The organism is Corallococcus carmarthensis (genome assembly GCF_003611695.1).
In the GTDB taxonomy this organism is placed as follows: Bacteria; Myxococcota; Myxococcia; order Myxococcales; family Myxococcaceae; genus Corallococcus; species Corallococcus carmarthensis.
In genome coordinates, this window is sequence record NZ_RAWE01000213.1 from 1 (window position 1) to 17,521 (window position 17,521).

At 70.0% G+C, this 17,521-nt stretch carries 15 protein-coding genes and 1 pseudogene; 6 read left to right on the forward strand and 10 right to left on the reverse strand.

What is annotated here, in order from left to right:
- Positions 1 to 183 precede the first annotated feature (183 nt).
- The 3 genes from D7X32_RS45685 to D7X32_RS35980 are packed head-to-tail and all read left to right on the forward strand — an operon-like array spanning position 184 to position 2,167.
- Entirely contained in the window at positions 184 to 456 is a 273-nt protein-coding gene (locus tag D7X32_RS45685) for a hypothetical protein (RefSeq protein WP_158625820.1), read from the forward strand.
- Positions 457 to 509: 53 nt separating this feature from the next.
- Positions 510 to 1,331, forward strand: a complete 822-nt coding sequence (locus D7X32_RS35975; RefSeq protein ID WP_120607058.1) for a hypothetical protein — start codon at positions 510 to 512, stop codon at positions 1,329 to 1,331.
- Between the two features lie 11 nt (positions 1,332 to 1,342).
- Complete coding sequence (locus D7X32_RS35980) at positions 1,343 to 2,167, forward strand: hypothetical protein (protein ID WP_120607059.1); 825 nt, start codon at positions 1,343 to 1,345, stop codon at positions 2,165 to 2,167.
- 12 nt (positions 2,168 to 2,179) lie between these two features.
- Here D7X32_RS35980 and D7X32_RS35985 read toward each other — a convergent pair whose 3' ends face one another.
- On the reverse strand, positions 2,180 to 3,145 hold the full coding sequence (locus D7X32_RS35985; RefSeq protein ID WP_120607060.1) for a 3-oxoacyl-[acyl-carrier-protein] synthase III C-terminal domain-containing protein: 966 nt from the start codon (positions 3,143 to 3,145) through the stop codon (positions 2,180 to 2,182).
- Between the two features lie 5 nt (positions 3,146 to 3,150).
- Entirely contained in the window at positions 3,151 to 5,067 is a 1,917-nt protein-coding gene (locus D7X32_RS35990) for a thiamine pyrophosphate-binding protein (RefSeq protein WP_120607061.1), read from the reverse strand.
- Between the two features lie 390 nt (positions 5,068 to 5,457).
- Here D7X32_RS35990 and D7X32_RS35995 point away from each other — a divergent pair, with 390 nt between their 5' ends.
- The gene (locus D7X32_RS35995; RefSeq protein ID WP_120607062.1) at positions 5,458 to 5,871 is read left to right on the forward strand and encodes a hypothetical protein; all 414 of its coding nucleotides are present in this window, start codon (positions 5,458 to 5,460) and stop codon (positions 5,869 to 5,871) included.
- 279 nt (positions 5,872 to 6,150) lie between these two features.
- Positions 6,151 to 7,785, forward strand: coding sequence for a tetratricopeptide repeat protein (locus D7X32_RS36000; RefSeq protein ID WP_120607063.1), 1,635 nt, complete (start codon positions 6,151 to 6,153; stop codon positions 7,783 to 7,785).
- Positions 7,786 to 7,795: 10 nt separating this feature from the next.
- Here D7X32_RS36000 and D7X32_RS36005 read toward each other — a convergent pair whose 3' ends face one another.
- From D7X32_RS36005 to D7X32_RS36040, 8 genes are read right to left on the reverse strand one after another with little or no spacing between them, the layout of a single operon-like run.
- Positions 7,796 to 8,374: a GNAT family N-acetyltransferase gene (locus tag D7X32_RS36005; protein ID WP_120607064.1), complete on the reverse strand. Its 579-nt coding sequence runs from the start codon at positions 8,372 to 8,374 to the stop codon at positions 7,796 to 7,798.
- 31 nt (positions 8,375 to 8,405) lie between these two features.
- Positions 8,406 to 10,106 (reverse strand): HEAT repeat domain-containing protein, encoded by a 1,701-nt coding sequence (locus D7X32_RS36010; RefSeq protein WP_120607065.1) that lies wholly within the window; start codon positions 10,104 to 10,106, stop codon positions 8,406 to 8,408.
- A 9-nt stretch (positions 10,107 to 10,115) separates the two neighbouring features.
- Positions 10,116 to 11,345 carry an ABC transporter permease gene (locus D7X32_RS36015; protein WP_120607066.1) on the reverse strand — a complete coding sequence of 410 codons (1,230 nt, stop codon included), beginning with the start codon at positions 11,343 to 11,345 and terminating at the stop codon, positions 10,116 to 10,118.
- A gap of 4 nt (positions 11,346 to 11,349) precedes the next feature.
- Positions 11,350 to 12,588, reverse strand: a complete 1,239-nt coding sequence (locus tag D7X32_RS36020) for an ABC transporter permease (protein ID WP_120607067.1) — start codon at positions 12,586 to 12,588, stop codon at positions 11,350 to 11,352.
- Entirely contained in the window at positions 12,585 to 13,343 is a 759-nt protein-coding gene (locus tag D7X32_RS36025) for an ABC transporter ATP-binding protein (protein WP_120607068.1), read from the reverse strand. The genes D7X32_RS36020 and D7X32_RS36025 overlap by 4 nt, the downstream gene beginning before the upstream one ends.
- Positions 13,340 to 14,593 carry an efflux RND transporter periplasmic adaptor subunit gene (locus tag D7X32_RS36030; protein WP_120607069.1) on the reverse strand — a complete coding sequence of 418 codons (1,254 nt, stop codon included), beginning with the start codon at positions 14,591 to 14,593 and terminating at the stop codon, positions 13,340 to 13,342. Before D7X32_RS36030 ends, D7X32_RS36025 begins: the two co-directional genes overlap by 4 nt.
- Positions 14,590 to 15,915, reverse strand: coding sequence for a TolC family protein (locus D7X32_RS36035; protein WP_120607070.1), 1,326 nt, complete (start codon positions 15,913 to 15,915; stop codon positions 14,590 to 14,592). Before D7X32_RS36035 ends, D7X32_RS36030 begins: the two co-directional genes overlap by 4 nt.
- A complete protein-coding gene (locus D7X32_RS36040; protein ID WP_341868164.1) occupies positions 15,912 to 16,577 on the reverse strand; it encodes a YIP1 family protein in 666 nt (221 codons plus the stop codon). Before D7X32_RS36040 ends, D7X32_RS36035 begins: the two co-directional genes overlap by 4 nt.
- 249 nt (positions 16,578 to 16,826) lie before the next feature.
- Here D7X32_RS36040 and D7X32_RS36045 point away from each other — a divergent pair.
- Positions 16,827 to 17,521 (forward strand): annotated as a pseudogene (locus tag D7X32_RS36045) (Clp protease N-terminal domain-containing protein); the annotation flags it as partial.

Here is a 17,521-nt window from a genome sequence, read left to right on the forward strand (position 1 = left end):
CCTTTCGGCCCTCCGCCCGTGGGCACGCCGCCGCCCACCGTCGCGCCGACGCCGCCTCCTCCGCCCGTCACGGCGACGACCGTCAGCGACACGCCAGCGAATGTCGAGCCCCAGGTGCAGCCCACGGGCGCAGGCAAGACGCCCCCAAAACCGGGCGGCAAGTCGAAGGCTCCGCGCATCCCCATGGACCCGACCGACGCCATCGCGATCAGCGATCTGGCTGAGGCCCGAGCCGCGGAAGGACGGAAGGATGTGGACACCGCGGTCCGGATGGCCCAGCGCAGCTACGCTGCCCAGGACAACCTGGCCGCGCACTACCTGGCCATCAAGCTCCGGTGCCAGACCGGTGACCTCGCCAACGCCCAGCCGGAAGCGAGCAAGATCCGCCCGTCGGAACTGACACAGGCGCTCATCGCTGAATGTCAGAGGCGTGATATCGAATTGAAGAAGAAGTAGGCAGACACCGCCCGTCCGGAGCACCCGGCCGGGTGAGGGGGAAGGAATCCATCGTGAGAGTCGTCATCGCCGTGGCCGTGCTGGCCACCCTTCTGGGCACCCTGCCCGCCCGGGCTGCGCCGCCCGCTCCTGTTGAAGCCGGCAAGGTGTTCGTGGGCCCGCAGGGGGAACAGGTCGCGGTCGTGCCGCTGACTCCCCGCGAGCAGAAGAAGTTCCTCCTGCGCATCCAGGGCACGGGCTCCGTGCTGGACAACCTGGTCCTCCCCTACACCGTGAATGACTGGAGCAGCCTCAGCACGCTGCGCCAGAGCTACACCACGCAGTGGCACGGCAAGGACTACTCGCCGCTCGTCGTCGTGGGCAAGAACACGGAGCTGCACTTCCCCGGCGGTCCCGGCAACGGCATCGCGGTCCTGTTCGACGAGGCGCGCTCCCAGAAGCTCAAGCCGGAGGAGGTCTACGCGCAGCACCAGCAGCAGACCCAGAGCGGTCAGCTCGCGAAGCTGATGGCCTTCGACCGCAAGGCGGAAGAAGCCGTCCACGACACCGCCTACGCCGAAGCGCTCCAGCTGATGAACACCTTCTGCGGCACCTCCGCCGCGGGCACCATCGACTGGGCCACCATCACGGAGCCCGTCCTCAAGGCCCAGAACATCTCCCGCTACTGCGTCTTCCCCCTCACTGCCCTGAAGGCGATGTGCGACGTCTCCGAGGAGGCCCGCCGCACCGTGAAGGCCCGCATCCAGCACTTCGACTGCCGCTTCGGCGCCGCGCTGGAGCCCGCCCTGCAAGGCGACCGCTTCGTCTGGACCACCACCCCGGAGGCGAGCAATCAGGAGAAGGCCGCCACCCGCTACTTCAAGAAGAACCTCTAGGTCCGCGCCCCATGCTCTTCCAACGCGTCCTTCCCGTGGCCGTGCTCCTCGCCGCCAGTCCCGCCGCCGCCGTCGACCCGCCGTGGGGCAAGGCGGAGAACCTGGGCCAACGCATGCACCTGGAGGCCTCGTCCGTCTGCACCGACGGCAAGGGCCACTACGTCGTCTCCGTGCCCTACGAGGACACGGACGAGCTGGAGGACCGGCTCTACTACGGCGACGGCAAGTCCCTGGTGGAGGTGCCGCGTCCCCGGACCCGGAACCTGTCCGCGACCACCTTCCTGGATCCGCGCTTCTTCAACCCCGGCGCCTCCGCCGACTACGACGGCGTGGACCTGCGCGTGCACTCGCAGCTGTCCGTGGAAGCCAAGGAGCGCACCTGCGCGCTGCGCTGTGGCGAGCGCAGGGTGAAGCTGGAGATGCTCCCCAGCGCCGCGGCGCAGGAACTCTTGCGCAAGGCCACCTACGTCCCCAACCCGCAGAAGTTCGCGCCCCACGCGCTGCTGCGCGACTCGGAGGGCACGTACTACTACGTGGACAAGGGCATCACGGCCGCGGAGGCGCGCAGCTTCCGCGTGTTCATCGGGCCCCGGGGCGACCTGAAGCCGCAGAAGATGACCAACGTGGTGGCGGACTCCGAGGGGGAGATCTTCACCACCAAGAAGGGCCAGCTGCGGCTCGTCATCGACCGCGCGCAGAAGCCCATCTGGATCGAGAAGGCGCGCAAGGAAGTGGAGCTGCGCAACGTCCCCGTGGAGCAGAACCTGCCCCTCATCTACAACGAGCTGGGCGTCTACACGGGCATCCGGCTGGGCACGCCCTGCGACGACCAGTAGCCGCCAGTTCCGCTAGACGCGCACCAGCAACGCCATCTGGTGCGCGCCAATGCCCAGGCCGACCATCACCAGGTACTTCGTGCGCAGCTCGCGGTGGAACCGGGCCAGCGTCACCGGCATGGACGCGTGCACCATGTTCCCGTAGTCCTCGAAGGTGTCCAGGTACTCGCGCGGGCGGATCTCCTTCGCCCAGTGATCCATCAGCTTGCGCGTGGCCTGGTGGGAGATGAGCGTCACGTCCTCGCGCGCCACGCCGTGCTTCGCGAGCAGCCGCTCCACCAGTTTCGGCGGCCCGTTCATTCCTGAGTTCAGGAACGCCTTCACGCCTGACGTGGGGGCAATGCCGTAGGTCGGGTGCGCGAGGCCGGACTCCGGACGCGGGCCCATCATCATCGCGCCGTACTCGTCGCTGAAGGTGTCCGCGCCCCAGTCCACCAGCGTGAGCCGGTCACCCGCGCCCACCACCACCGCGCCCGCGCCGTCACCAATGCCAATGGCATGGCCCTGCGTGTAGTCCACGTTGCGGGTCCACGCGGAGCCCACCGCCACCAGCGCGTGCTGGATGCTGCCCGCGCGCAGGGCCTCCCAGGCCAGCACGATGCTCATCAGGAAGTTGGCGAAGTCCGCGTTCACCGGCACCACCAGCGTGCCCTGCGAAAGGCCCAGGTCGCGGTGCACCGCGTACAGTTCGTTCGGCGCGATGAACTCGGACACCGACACGTAGCCGTACAGCCGCTCCACGTCCGCGGCCTTCAGCCCCGCGTCCTGGAGCGCGGCGGCGCCCGCCCTGGCGGTGAGCGCGGCCAGGGACTCGCCGGGCCCCAGCACCCGGCGCTCGCGGTTGCCGTAGAAGAGCGCGTGCTCGCCGCCGCTTCCCGCGGCGCGGCGCAGGGGCTCGAACAGCGGGTCGTCATTGCCGCGAACCTGATCCGGAACAGCGGCACCGACACCCAGGAGCGCGAAGGTCGCGGCGGTCATGGGTGCTACTTCGCGTCCGACGCCACCGCGGCGAAGCGGTCGCCGTACGGCGGAACCTCGCGGTAGTCGATGTGCGCGACGATGACCTGCGGCTGGCCGGTCTCGTTCGCGCGGCGCAGCACTTCCGGCAGCAGCGCGTCCAGCTGGCCCGGGGCGTTCACCGTGTAGGCGCGCGCGCCCAGGGACTCGGAGAAGGCCTTCAGGTCCGGGTTGCCCAGGCCGTAGAAGTCATCCTCCAGCGGCTGCGTGCGGTCCTGCACGTGCTCGCCGTGGTTCACCATGCCCAGGAAGTTGTCGTTGAGGACGATGGTCACCGTGCCCACGCGGTAGCGCGAGGCGGTGAGCATCTCCGTGCCGTTCATCAGGAACGCGCCGTCGCCGACCACGGCCACCGCGGAGCGCTCCGGCCGGCCCACCTTGCCGCCGATGACGGCACCGCAGGACCAGCCCATGGACGACAGGCCGCACGGGTAGAAGATGCGCGCGGGCGGCGTGATGTGCAGCAGGTGCGCCGTCCAGCCTGTGCAGTTGCCCATGTCGATGTACAGGTCCATGTCCGGGCTCAGGTGCTTGTCGAGCTCCGCCATCAGGTCCTGCGGCTTCACCGAGTCCCGGTCCTGCGGGGTGCGGATGACGGGCGCGGGCTCCTTCAGCGCCATCACCTGCGACCAGCGCTCCTGCACGCGCGCGCCGCTGGACGGGCCAATCATCTGCCCCAGCTCCGCCAGGCCCGTCACCACCGAGCCCACGTCCGCCACGATGGGCAGCCGCACCGGCAGGAACTGACCGATGTTGGAGGCGTTCACGTCCACCTGGATGACGTGGTGGACGGCCTGGAAGTACTTGTGGAAGCTGCGGGAGGCCCACTCACCCAGGCGGCTGCCCAGGACCACGAGCACGTCCACGCCGTCGCGCAGGTACGCTTCCGCGCGCTTGCTGCCGGCCAGGCCCAGCACGCCCAGCGACAGCGCCTCGCGCTCGGAGAACAGCCCCTTGCCGCGCATGCTGGTGGCCACCGGGATGCCGTGCTGGGTGACGAACGCGGTGAACACCTCGGAGTGCTCCGCCATCGCCTCACGCGCGCCCGAGCCCAGGAAGATGAGCGGACGGCGCGCGGTGCGCAGCAGCGTGAAGGCGGCGCGCAGGTCCTCGAAGGGCGCGGTCGCCGGACGCGCGCGGAAGGCGCCCCGCGTGGTGGGAACCGAAGCGCGGTGGATGGGCTGGCGCGCGATGTTGGCCGGCACGCTCAGGTGCGCGGCGCCACCGGGCAGGCCCTGCGCGGTGCGCATGGAGCGCGCCAGCAGCCGCTGGAAGCTCTGCGCGTCCGGAACGATGGTCGAGCTGGCGCACGCCTGGCGGAACACCTCCACCGTGTTCACGCCGTGGGTGCTGCTGCTCTCCTGGATGGCCATCAGGCCCACGCGGTCCGTGGCGACGTTGCCGCTGATGGCCAGCATGGGCACGCCGTCCAGGTGCGCGGAGGCCACGCCCGTCAGCGCGTTGGTGGCACCCGGGCCCGCCGTCACCATGCACACGCCCAGCTTGCCGGTGGAGCGCGCGTAGCCGTCCGCCATGAACGCCGCGCCCGCCTCGTGCGACGCGATGATGAAGCGCATGGACTTGTGCTTGCGCAGCGCCTGCTGGAACGGGGCGATGTTGCCGCCCGGGATGCCGAACACCGCATCCACTTCCTCCGCCTCCAGGTGCGCGATCACGCAGTCGGCGACCGTCAGGTCCTCCACCGTCTTGAAGCCCCGCGCGTTCGTGTCCCCGTACATCGGGATCGCCTCGCCATGACGAGCCTCCAGCGCGTTCGCCTTCCCAGTGGACGGCGTCTCGTGACGGAGCGCCTCGACGGGCACCTCGGTCCGCAGGGAGGTCGACGTGAGGGACTGGAGCTCAGCAAGCGAGGAGTTGGACATTGAAGGGCGTCTCCAAGACCCCGGAACCCGTGAACCCAGCGTCAGATGCCGGGTTCGTTGCCACCGAGTCCGGGGGGACCTCGATGCATGTAGCAGTTTTGCGGGGGTGCTGAAAAAGTGCATCCCCTTAATAGCGGAGAATCGAGCGACTGTGAAGTAAAATTAGCGGAAAGTTCGCCTGACGCTGGATTCTCACACTTCGTGACGAGTACCACGTCTACCCCGGGACGTCTTCATCTTCACGCGGAGGCCGGGCTTCGCGCGCGTACGCAGGTGAAGCAGGAGTGGATCCACGGTGGGCCCGAGTGGAGTAGGCTCATGGGCACGCTGCCATCCGGCCGGAGTCGCACGGGAATGGCGCGTGCACCACAAAATCAACGTGGGGGTTTCATGGCTGAGAATCTGCGGACGGAGTACGGCTTCCGGATCAATGCGCCGGGCTACATCACCCCTGTCGAGGCCAAGGCCTGGTTCGAGGACCTTCGCACCAAGGTGGCGGTGAAGCGTGGGCGTTCCTTCGGGCTGCTGGTGGACATGCGGAGCCAGAAGGCGAACCCGCCGGAGACCCAGGAGATCATCAAGCAGGCAATGGGCTGGCTCCGGCAGAACGGCATGGCGCGCTCGGCGGTGGTGCTCGACAGCACCGTCGCCCGTCTGATGATGGTGCGCATGGCCAAGCAGAGCGGCGTGTACGAGTGGGAGCGCTACATCGACGCGTCGAAGGACACGGATTGGGAGCACAAGGCGATCGACTGGATCACGAACGCCACGGAGCCTTCCAAGGAAGAAGACGCCGCGGCCTGACGTCTGTCCCTGGGTGATGGCGGTGGAGGCCCCTTCAGGAGCCCCACCGCCTCCCCTGCCCGGTTGGGCTCTTTTTCACCCGCTACCTCCCAGGTCCTGCCCGTGATTCCCGGGTCCTCGCGGAAGCCAGGCTGGTTCGGAGCGGTCCTCGTCCTCCTTATAGGAATCCTGGGGCTGCACTGCGCATCCCCTGCCCCGCCGCGTGACGGTTCGCGGGCGCGGCCCCCCCTGTCAGCGGTTTCCTCCCCTGCCCCTACCGCGCGGGTGTTGCGGGTACGCGTGTACGCGGACGTGGACCACCGGGCGCGGAGCCTCCATTGGGAGCGTGGCTTCGCGGCGTGGCTCGAGCGCGCGAACGAATCGGTGCGCGGACCGCTGGGCGTCACGTTCGAGCTGGAATCCGCGCGGGCGTGGGATCGGCGCGGCTCGGACGGCCCACTGGAGCCGGTGCTGGGTGCGCTGGAGTCGGTGGACGCGGGCGAGGACGTGGACCTGGTCGTGGGCCTGGTGGCGCCGCCAGTGTCGTTCAGCGGCGCGCAGCACGAGCTGGGCTTCGCGCGCGTGCTGGGGCGTCACTGCGTGCTGCGAGGCCTGGGCGGAGAGCTGCCGGCGGCGGCTCGGCAACGGTTGGAGGTGGCCGTCCTTCTTCACGAGTGGGCCCACACCTTGGGCGCTCTGCACGTGCGCGACGGGCGTGGATGGATGTCGCCGAAGTACGACGCGGACCAGACGGGGTTCGACGCGCGGACGCTCGCGCTGCTGGGCACGGGGCTCCGGCATCTGCCCGCGGCCCGCGTGGCGCTGGAGTCGCAGAAGGCCTGGGCCCGGGAGCTGCGCGGCGCGGTGGAAGCGATGACCGGCCCGGCGTGGGAGGGACCTGAACGGGACTTCCTTCTCCAATGGACGGAGCGGGTGCGCGCCTCCGGCGTCGTGTTGGGACCGGAGGGCACGCCCCGTGCGCTGACACCCTTGGAGCGGCAGCGGCTGGCGGAGGTCATCGCCCTGGAGAAGTCGGGCCGGCCGGAGGTGGCCGCGGAGGCCTTGGAGCCGCTGGCCGTGCGGCATCCCCAGGACGAACGCGTGCAGTTGCTGGCGTGCTACCTCGCCGTGCACCTCACGCCGGGTTTGGACGCCACGCGTGAGCGCTGCGAGCGGGCCATCGCGCGGTTCCCTGATGAGCCTTCCCTGCGCATGAACGTGGCGCTGCTCCACCTGCACGCGGGCCGCTTCGACGAGGCCCGTGACAGTCTGGTGGCGGCGCGGAGGAACCTGGAGGCCCGGGCGGTGGTGGAGCCCGCGCAGTGGGCGGATCTGGCGGGGCTCTTCCTGCGCGCCCACTGCGTGACGTGGGCGGAGGAGACGGCGGCCCGGGCGCCGGGACTCGCGGCGTCGTCGGTGGTGATGGAGCAGGCGGCCCGGTTGCGTCGGCAGGTGGCGCTGCCGCCGGCACGGCCCGAGGCGGGCACCTTCCCTCTTCCGTCCCTTGAGCCCGCGCGCGAAGGAGATTTGGTGCGCGCGGTGTCCGACGTCGAGGCGCTGCTGCATGCCGGCTCATCAGGCCCCGCGCGTGAACGCATCGCCGCGCTGTCGCAGGACTTCCCGGTGAGTCCTTCCGTCGCGCTCCTGCAATGCGAGCTGCACCTGTTCCAGGGACGGCTGGGCTCCGCGCGCACCGCCTGCGAGCGCGTGCTCGCGTTCCGGGAGGATGCGGTGCAGGCCCACCTGCTGCTCGGCGTGCTGGCGACGAACACCCGCGCGCATGCGCGTGCACGCAAGCACCTGGAGCGTGTCATCGCGTTGGAGCCGTCACGCACGGAGGCGTGGCACCTGCTCGCCCGCGAGTACCGGGGCACTCGCCAGCTGCGGACGCTCCAGGCCCGCTACCGCGAACAGTTCGCGCGCGACCTGCCGTGAGGCTCGCTGGCTACTTCGCGACGGACGCGCGCCAGGTGTCCTCGAGCAGCGCCAGCAGGAGGATGTCGTTGAACCCACCCCCGTTCGCGTCCACCTGGTAGCCGCGCAGCAGGCCTTCCTGCTGGAAGCCCGCGCGCGTCAGCGCCCGCTGCGACGCCGTGTTGCGAACGTTCACCATGCCTTCGATGCGGTGCAGGTTCAGGTGCTCGAAGCCGAAGCGGATCAGCGCGGGCAGGATCCCCGACATCACGCCCTGGCCCCACAACGCGCGCGCCACCATGTAGCCCACCTCCGCGCGGCGGTCCTTCTGGCTCCAGTTGAAGAGGGTCAGGTAGCCCAGGGGCGTCGGGGCCTGCTCGTGCACCAGCACCCAACGGATGCCCTTGCCCTGGCGCATCGCCTCCAGGTCGCCGGTCAGCTTCTGGTGCAGCGTGTCCCGGAGCACGGGCACCGTGAAGTTGAGGCTCCGTGCCACTTCCGGGTGGGAGTACAGCGCGATCACCCCGTCCATGTCCTCTGGCGTGAAGACTCGCAACCGGTACGGCGCGGGAACGATGGGCAGCGGCAGCGTGGCGTAGGACATGGACATGCGCAGGAAGCCCCGTGCGGTAGGGACCTCATCACCCTACCGGGCGAGCACCGTCACCGCCATCGTTCCGGTGGGCTCCGTCTTCCGTCAGCAACCGGCGCCGCTCGCGCATCACGTCGCGAAGCGGATCCCACTCGCCCCGGGCCCACGGCAGCACCTCGTCCACCATCGCCCGGTGGAGGAGGGCCAGCGCCTCGTCGGGCGTGCGCGTCCAGGTGAGGGTGGAGTCTCTCCACCCCTCGTCCACGGTCATGCAGGCACCGCTGCTCAGCGCCCGGTACGCGGCGAAGGCGCACGTCGCCAGCAGGTGCTCCGGTTCCCTGGGCGTGAGGCCGGTAAAACCCACGACCCGCTTTTCGGCGTCCGCCACCATCAGCGTCGCGTAATGGAGGCACCACGCCGAGTTGAACAACGCCGACGCCAGGAGCTGGCTGGGGACGAACAAGCCGATCTCCATCGCCTTGCGCTGGTGCGCCTCATCCGGCGCGAGGACCCACTCCTCCAGCGCGAGGAGGCTCGACTGGGCGCCGTCGTTCTCCGGCCCATGCCTGTCCCAGACACGCGCCGCGACGCGCGCCACCGCCACGCACAGCCGGACCTCCTCTTCCTGGCTCAGCGGCCCCAGCGAATCCACCCAGGCCTGCAGCCGGGCGGAGTCCGGATGCTCCGCGTCCACCGGCAGCGGCCCCGCCCCCGCGAGCGCCAGGGCCAGTCGCGGCGAGCCCGGCCCCGGGGTCCGCGCCTCCACGGGCAACGGGACACTCCGGACGATGGCGTCCGCCACCGACTCGGCGTGCACGCGCATCCTCCAGGCGAAGGGATCCCCATGTCCCCGCTTCACGGCATGCGTCACCACGCGCCGCAGCAGGCCCACCGCCGGACGGGCCTGCGCCCCCATCCCCGCGAGCAGATGGAGCGCGAAGAGCCCCTGCCGCGCCCCGTCCCGGTCATTCGGAAGAAGGCCCACCAGTCCCCGCGCCGTCTTGTCCAGCAGGGGCAGCGCACGCGAAGGAGACAGCCAGGACAACACCTGGAGGACGACGACGCGGCTCTCGTCGTCCAGCACCACCTGCTCCTCCAGCGCGTGAAGGACCTCCTCGGAAGGCGGGGTGCACCGGCCCAGCAGGCGCAGCGCGGAGCGGCGGACGTAGGGACTCTCGTCCGACAGCCTCTTCAGGCCTTCGTGCAGCACGTCGTCCGGGATGGGACCATCCAACGCCGCCAGCGCGTCCAGCGCCGTCGCTCGCGACTGCCACTGCATCTTGTCCCGGCACGCCTCCAGCAACAGCCGCACCGCGAGCCGGGTGGGCCGCGGACGCAGGTTCACCAGGGCCCGCAGCGCCTGGCGCCGGACCCGAGCGCTCGGCCGGGACAAGAGCCCCAACACGGCGGGCACCGCGCACCGGGGCGGCAGGTTTGGCGCCATCAACGCTTCGAGCAGGTTCAAGCGGATGTTCGCGTCCGCGGACGCTGTCTCCGCCAGCTGGGGCGTCGCCAGCACCTCCAGCAGCGCGGGCACCGCCCCCAGGCCCATGGCCCGCAGCGCTTCGTGCGCGTCGTAGGGATAGGACTTCTTGGCCCCGCCTTGCGCCACCAACTCCGCCACCCACTCGCGAGGCGTCCGGTCCGCGTGCCGGAAGCCCGAATGCACGAGCAGCGCGTCCAGCCTGCGCAACGAAGCGAGGTCGTCTCCAGAGACCCGGCGCCGCGCCTCCTCCAGTGCGTCACCCATCCCGGCTCCCTACTCCGCGCGCATCGCCTCCACCGGATCCAGCCGCGCCGCGCGCGACGCCGGGTAGATGCCGAACAGCAGGCCCACGCCGCAGCTCATCCCCAGCGACAGCGCCACGGCCCACGCGGGCACGCTCATGGGGAACAGCAGCACCCACTTGCCCAGGAAGACGAACCCGAAGCCCAGCCCCAGGCCCATCACCCCGCCCACGAGCGACAGCATCACCGCCTCCGTGGCGAACTGGCCCAGGATGCGGCGGCGGCGAGCGCCCAGCGCCTTGCGGATGCCAATCTCCCGGGTCCGCTCCGTCACCGACATCAGCATGATGTTCAGGATGCCGATGCCGCCCACCACCAGCGACAGCAGGCACACGCCCACGCCCGCGAACGCGATGACCTGGGACAGCTCGTTGAAGGACGCCGTCATGGACTCGTTGGTGTGCACCTCGAAGTCGTTCGCCTCCTGGGGCGTGAGGCTCCGGCGGCGGCGCATCAGGTTCACCACCTCGTCCTGCGCCTTCTGGAACGACTCGCCGTCGCGCGCCTGGACCTCGATGTCCACCGAGCGGTTCTTGCCGTAGAACTGCTGGAAGGCGCGCATCGGGATGATGGCCTGGTTGTCCTCGCTGGCCATCCCCATGACGCTGCCGCGCTTCTGCAGCACGCCAATCACCTGGAAGGGCCGGCCCTGCAGTCGCAGCTCCGAGCCCACGGGATTCGTGCCCGGAAAGAGCGTGTCCGCCACGTCCACGCCGATGATCATCACCGGGCGGCCATCCAGCGTCTCCGTCTCGTTGAAGAAGCGGCCGGTCGTCACGACGATGCCGCTGGTCTCCAGATACGAGTGCTCCGTGCCCACGACGGTCACCGACCCGGGCGTCTCCCGGAAAGCCGTGGTCAGCTTCTTGCCCCACACCTCCACCTTGGGCGTGGCCGAGGCCACGGAGGGACACGACTCCAGGATGGTGCGCGCATCATCTCCGTGCAGGTCCTTGCGCTTGGCGTACTTCGCCCAGTTGATACGGCCGAAGCCGGTGGGCCACTTCGTCACCTCGAAGGTGTGCGCGCCCAGGCTGCCCAGGTTCTTGTTCACCTGTTCGCGCAGGCCTTCGATGAGCGCCATCATCGTGATGACGGTGGCCACGCCAATGACGATGCCCACCAGCGTCAGCAGCGAGCGCAGGGGGTTGCCCAGGAAGGTGCCCAGCGCCAGCCGCAGGTTGTCCAGGAAGGCCCGCATCGCGCTATTCGTAGCGGAGCGCTTCCACCGGGTCCAGCTTCGCTGCCCGGGCGGCCGGCCAGATGCCGAACAACAGGCCCACCAACGCCGCGAACGCTACCCCGCCCACCACCGTGCCGGGCCGCACGTCCGCCGCCAGCGGCGTCACCAGCGACACGATCTTCGCCGTGCCCAGGCCCACCACCGTCCCCAACAGACCGCCCACCGCGGACACGCTGGAGGCCTCCATCAGGAACTGGAGCACGATGGTGCGCTGCCGCGCGCCCAGCGCCCGCCGCACGCCAATCTCCCGCGTCCGCTCGCGCACCGACACCAGCATGATGTTCATGATGCCGATGCCGCCCACCAGCAGGGTGATCAGCCCCACGCCCGTGGCCACCGCGTAGAGCGCGCCGGTGAGCTGCTCGTAGGTCGCCGCGAGCGAGTCCGTCCGGTTGATGCTGAAGTCGTCCGTCTGGCCCGCCGGCGTCGAGCGCACACGCCGCATGATGCCCACCAGCTGGTCCTCCACCTTCTCCATCTGGCCCGCGTCCGCCACCGCGATGGCGATCTGCATGGGCCGCCCCTTGCCGAAGCTGGAGTTGAAGGTCTTGAAGGGCATGAACACGGACAGGTCCATGTTCTCCGCCACGACCTTCCCCTTGCGCCCGAGCGTGCCCACCACCTGGAAGGATCGCCCGTCGATGCGCACCGACTGCCCCAGCGGACTGATGCTGGGAAACAGCGTGGCGGCCACGTCCGCGCCCAGCACCGTCACCGCCCGGTTCACCTCTTCATCCGCGCGGGTGAGGAACCGTCCGGACACCACCTCGTAGTTGCCGATGGCCAGGTAGTCGCCCCACACGCCGTTGATGCGCACGTTGGAGACCTGGAGGGCGCCGTGCGCCACGTCCGACGTGCGCATCACCGCCGGGGAGATGGCGGTGATGAAATCCGCCTGGGCGCGCACCTGCGCCACCTGCTCCAGCGTGAAGTTCTTCCGGTTGCGGTAGATCCACCAGTTGCCCTTGATCATCCAGGGGTACTTGGAGATGAAGACCGTGTTCGCCCCCAGGGTGGCCAGCTGCTTCTCGAAGGACGAGTTGAGCCCCTGGATGATGCCGACGATGGCAAGGAGCGTGGCCACGCCGATGCCGATGCCCAGCGTCGTGAGCACCGTGCGCATCCGGTTCGCCCGGAGGGAGAACACCGCGATGCGGGCCCCCTCCAGCACGTCCACGCGGAAGCCCTGCCCGAACTTCATGCGGTGCCCGCCTGCGGCACCCCGCCGTGCACCCCCAGCGCCACCACCGGACCCGGCCCGTCCGCGACGATCTCTCCGTCGCTCAGGCGGATGGCCCGGGGACAGCGCGCGGCCAGCTTGGGCTCGTGCGTGACGAGCACCAGCGTGTGCCCCGCCCGGTGCAGCTGTTCGAACAGCTTGACGATCTCCTCGCCCGTGGCCGAGTCCAGGTTGCCCGTGGGCTCGTCCGCCAGCAGCATGGACGGCTCCGACACCAGCGCCCGCGCGATGGCCACGCGCTGGCGCTGACCGCCCGACAGCTCGTTGGGCCGGTGGTGCATGCGGTGCGTGAGCTGCACCTTGTCCAGCGCCGCCTTCGCCCGCTCGCGCCGCTCCTTCGCGCCCATGCCGCGGTACACCAGCGGCAGCTCCACGTTGGCGAGCGCCGTCTCCCGGGGCAGCAGCTGGAACGTCTGGAAGATGAAGCCGATCTCCACGTTGCGGATGACGGCCAGGTCGTCGTCGTCCATGCGCGACACGTCCTTGCCGTTGAGCATGTAGCGGCCGCTGGTGGGCGTATCCAGGCAGCCCAGCACGTTCATGAGCGTGCTCTTGCCGGAGCCGGACTGGCCGATGATGGCCACCCATTCCCCGCGCTGGATGCCAAAGGACACGCCGCGCAGCGCGCGCACCTCTTCACCGCCCACGAAGAAGGCCCGCGTGAGCCCCTCCACCTGGATGAGGGGGCCCGCGTCCGGTGCAGGGGATGACGTCACGACTTGCCCTTCGCCGCGGCCTTCTCCGGCTCGCGCACCGCGTCCCCGTTGGACAGCTCCTTGGACAGCGTGCGGTAGGGGCCTTCCACCACGCGGTCGCCGACCTGGAGGCCTTCCAGCACCTCCAGCTCCGTGTCGGAGGCGATGCCGGTGCGCACGCGGCGCACCTGCGCCTTGTTGTCGTTGTCCACCACGAAGACGACCTTGGCCAGCGTCTCCGTGCGGCGCTTGGCGGTGAGCGTGGTGCCCTCCACCGGCGCCTGGTAGTCCGGCAGCGTGCGCTCGGAGCGCACCGTGACGGCCTGGATGGGGACGAGCACCGCGTCGTCGTGCGTCTCCGCGCTGATGCGCGCCTCGGCGCTCATGCCGGGGAGCACGCCCGGCGGACGCGCGTCCAGGGCGACGGTGATGGGGAAGCTCGTCACTTCGGCCTCCGTGCCCGGGTTCTTGATGGTGGCCTTCTGGGCGATCTCCACCACGGTGCCGGTGAAGGACTGGCCCTCCAGCGCGTCCAGCGTCACCTCCGCGGGCTGGCCGTACTTCAGGTGGACGACCTCGTGCTCACCCACCTCGAACTTCACCTCCATCTGGTTGAGCGCGGCGATGGTCATCACCACATCCTCGGAGAAGTCGGAGCCGCGCACGCGCTCGCCCACTTCGCGCGTCAGCTCAATGACGTTGCCGTCGATGGGGGACAGCAGCGTGGTGCGCGCCAGGTCCGTGGACGCCTGCTCCAGCACGGCGCTGCTCTGGGCCACGCGCTGCTTGGCGGCGGCGAGGCGCGCCTCGGCGGTGTCCGTCACGGCCTGGGACTGCTCCACCTCCGCGGCGGACGCGAGCCCCTTCTCCGCGAGCCCCTTCACGCGGCCCAGCTCCGCGCGCTGGCGCGCGGTGTCCACCTCCGACACCTGGACCTCGGCGCGGGCCGCGTCGCGGGACGCGGTGGCCTGCTTCACGGCCGCCTCGTAGTAGCGCTTGTCGATCTGCCCCAGCACCTGCCCCTTGAGGATGGGGTCGCCGTCCTTCACCTTGAGGGCGACCAGGTCGCCGGACAGGTTGGAGGAGATCTTCACGGTGGTGGCCGCCTGCACCTTGCCCGCACCGGTGATGGTGCGGGTGATGGTGCCCTTGCGGGCCTTGGCCATCTGGACTTCCTGCGTCGGGGGCGGCCGGTCACGCAGGCCGCCCACGGTGATGGCCACCGCTCCAAGCAACAGCGCGCCGGCGATTGCCGCCTTCCACCACGTCATTGTGATTCTCCCGGGTTCAGCGTGCCCATGGCCCGGAACAGGGCATAGCGGGCGATTTCGACATCGATGCGGCTCTGGAGCAACACCAGCTCCGCCTGGGTCAGCTTGAGCTGCGCGTCTCGCACGTCCAGCGTGGAGCCGGCGCCCGCCTTGAAGCGCTCATCCGCCAGCGCCAGGCCCTGCTGGGCGACCGCGCGGTTGGCCGTCGCCAGCTTCGCGGAGGCAATCTGTCCGTCCAGCACCTGGTGGGCGCGGCGCACCTCCGCCTCCAGCTCGCGCGCCGTCTGCGCGAACGTCAGCTCCGCCTTGCGGATGTTGACCTGGGCGCGCGCGGACTGGGCGTCGGTGTTGAAGCCGTTGAACAGGTCCCACGTCAGCGTGACGCCGCCGTTGAAGATGTTGCCGTAGCCGGGCTCGCTGAAGAACGAGCCCGGGGCCTGGCTGTTGTGCGAGTAGCTCGCGGACAGGCCCACGCGCGGGATGTAGTCCCCCTGCACGATGGCCCGCTGCAGCTCCGCCACCCGCACGCGCTGCTGGAGCGCCTTGAGCAGGGCGCGGTGCTCGCGGGCCTGCTTGATGGCGTCATCCAGGGCGGGGGCCGGCGCGGGCTCCTGCTGGAGCACGCCGGGGTCCACCGCCTGGATCAGCTCGGTGCCGGGGCGCGCCAGCCACACGGCCAGCTGCACCTGGTCCGCCACCAGCAGGTTCTGGCGCTGCACGATGTTGATGCGGTCGTTGCCCAGGTTGACCTGGGCGGCGATCTCCTCGGACTTGCCCACGCGGCCCGCGTTGAAGAGGGCGCGCGCGCGCTCCAGCTGCTCCTCGCTGCGCTGCGCGGTGGCGTTGAGCACGTCCAGCGTGGCCTGCGACAGGAAGAGGTTGAAGAAGCGGCGGATGGCCTCCAGCTCGGAGGTGTCCGCCTCTTCAATGGACTGGTTGCGCGTGGCGTCCACGTTGACGCCCGCCTGCTCCAGCTGCTTCCAGAGGCCGCGGTTGTAGACGACCTGCGACACGCCCAGGGACGCGAAGTAGCTGTCCGCCGTGTTGGAGGTGCTCACCACCTCCCGCGTGACCGTCTCCGTATCGCTGACGGGGACGCTGTAGACCTGCCGGCGCCGGCCCAGGTACTGCAGGGCGGGGCCCAGGTTGAGCTGCACCTGCGGCAGGAGGCCGGAGCGCGCCACGCGCTGGTCCTCCTGGGCCACGGCGACGTCCAGCGCGGCCTGGAGCGCCTGGGTGTTCTTGCGGCCCAGCTGGCGCGTCTCCTCCAGCGTGATGGGCGTGGCGGTGAGCAGCGTCGCGACGATGAGGAAGGCGCTCACTTCGCACCTCCCGCGGGCAGTCCGACAAGAAAGACGCCGACGTACATGAGGTAGAGCACCGCGACGAGCGCCAGCGAGCGCCCCAGGCGCATGCCGGTGGCGGTGGAGAAACCCACGCCCAGAAGGCCCACGCTCCAGAGGTTGAAGAAGTCCACGCCCTTGAGCACGCGCTGCATCTTGGGCGACAGGCCGTCCAGCAGGGCCAGGTTGGAGGGCACGAGCCGCTCCGCGCGCAGCTCGGTGAGCGAGTGCTGGTAGCCCGCGCACACGGCGTAGATGAGGTGGTAGAGCGCGATGGGCAGCAGCGCCACCGCGGCGGCCGCCAGCAGCTGCCCGAAGGCCGCGGGCTTGTTGAAGAGCCACGCCGTGACCCAGAGGATGCACGCGAGCAGCAGCACCATCAGGGGCATCACGATGATCCCCTTGGCGATGCCGCCCACCAGCGCCTTGCGCGACGCCGTTTGAATCTGCTCGGCGATGTCGGACTCGGACACGCTGGACGCGGTCGAGTCCGTGGGCAGGGCGCTCACGATGGAGGTGGTGGCGTCCCAGCGCAGCGCGTAGACGGTGCCGGAGAGGGCCACGCAGAAGGCGAGGATGAGGAGGGGCCACAGCCAGCGCCGGGCCTCGACGGCGGTGCGCGTGCCCCCAAGGGGGTCCATGAAGACGCGCGCCGGTTGAACAAGGGAGGTCATAGGGATGGGGTCTCTGGGCGGATTACGCAGCCCTCCCGGAGTGATTGCCCGGTCGCTCGAATTGAGTCGGGAAACGGGCAAGCAGCCAATCGAAATCCGGCCGCGCCCCAAGGTTTATCCTGCCTTGCATCCATCCTGTAGCGGTCTGTAGCCTAAATTTTGCGGCGGGGCGGCGAACGGTGTATTCCGCTCGGCTGGACGCTTGCCGGAGCATGAATGGTCGACAGCACGGATCTCGCCCAGGTTCTCCATGAGGCGCATGACATCGCCCGCAGCGTCGCCCAGAAGCCCACGTCGGCCCACGTACTGCTCGCGCTCTTCACGGTGGAGAACCGCGCCCAGCTCCTCCTGAAGGAGAAGGGCGTGGACGAGGACGCGCTGCTCCAGCTCATCACGGAAGCCCCGGCGGAGACGGGCAACGTGGTGCAGGAGCTGACCGCGCGCGCCCGGGAGCTGGCCAGCACCTTCCGTGCGGGCGAAGCGGACTGCCTGCACCTGCTCATCGCCATCATCCGCAAGCGCTGCGCCGCCAGCGATCTGCTGGGGCGGACGGGGCTGGACCTCATCTCCCTCTCCAACACGGCGCTCGCCTATTCCACGAGTGGCGGGCTGCCGCGCCGCCTCCAGCCGGGCTACGGCCAGGCGGTGGCCACGCGCGCGCCGGTGAGCCGCCCGGTGGGTGCGCCACCTTCTCCCCTTCCCTCCTCCACGTTCGCGCTGAGCGTGCCGCGTCCGGCCCCCGCGCCGCCTCCCCTCCCGGCTCCGGTGATGACACCCCCGGTGACGACGCCGCCGTCCGCGCGCATGACGCCCGCGCTGTCGCCGCGCGACCTCATCGACGTGGACGAGGACGACGTGACGCAGGATGCCGCGGAGCCGGTGCCCCCGCCGATGCCGCGCATGGCGCCGCC

What these genes read in the sequence shown, in the direction of transcription:
- D7X32_RS35995 (WP_120607062.1), top strand. Translation starts at nt 5,458, where the DNA reads ATGGCTGAGAATCTGCGGACGGAGTACGGCTTCCGGATCAATGCGCCG.
- D7X32_RS36030 (WP_120607069.1), bottom strand. Translation starts at nt 14,593, where the DNA reads ATGACGTGGTGGAAGGCGGCAATCGCCGGCGCGCTGTTGCTTGGAGCG.
- D7X32_RS36010 (WP_120607065.1), bottom strand. Translation starts at nt 10,106, where the DNA reads ATGGGTGACGCACTGGAGGAGGCGCGGCGCCGGGTCTCTGGAGACGAC.
- D7X32_RS36040 (WP_341868164.1), bottom strand. Translation starts at nt 16,577, where the DNA reads ATGGACCCCCTTGGGGGCACGCGCACCGCCGTCGAGGCCCGGCGCTGG.
- D7X32_RS35980 (WP_120607059.1), top strand. Translation starts at nt 1,343, where the DNA reads ATGCTCTTCCAACGCGTCCTTCCCGTGGCCGTGCTCCTCGCCGCCAGT.
- D7X32_RS36005 (WP_120607064.1), bottom strand. Translation starts at nt 8,374, where the DNA reads ATGTCCATGTCCTACGCCACGCTGCCGCTGCCCATCGTTCCCGCGCCG.
- D7X32_RS36015 (WP_120607066.1), bottom strand. Translation starts at nt 11,345, where the DNA reads ATGCGGGCCTTCCTGGACAACCTGCGGCTGGCGCTGGGCACCTTCCTG.
- D7X32_RS35990 (WP_120607061.1), bottom strand. Translation starts at nt 5,067, where the DNA reads ATGTCCAACTCCTCGCTTGCTGAGCTCCAGTCCCTCACGTCGACCTCC.
- D7X32_RS45685 (WP_158625820.1), top strand. Translation starts at nt 184, where the DNA reads ATGGACCCGACCGACGCCATCGCGATCAGCGATCTGGCTGAGGCCCGA.
- D7X32_RS36020 (WP_120607067.1), bottom strand. Translation starts at nt 12,588, where the DNA reads ATGAAGTTCGGGCAGGGCTTCCGCGTGGACGTGCTGGAGGGGGCCCGC.
- D7X32_RS35985 (WP_120607060.1), bottom strand. Translation starts at nt 3,145, where the DNA reads ATGACCGCCGCGACCTTCGCGCTCCTGGGTGTCGGTGCCGCTGTTCCG.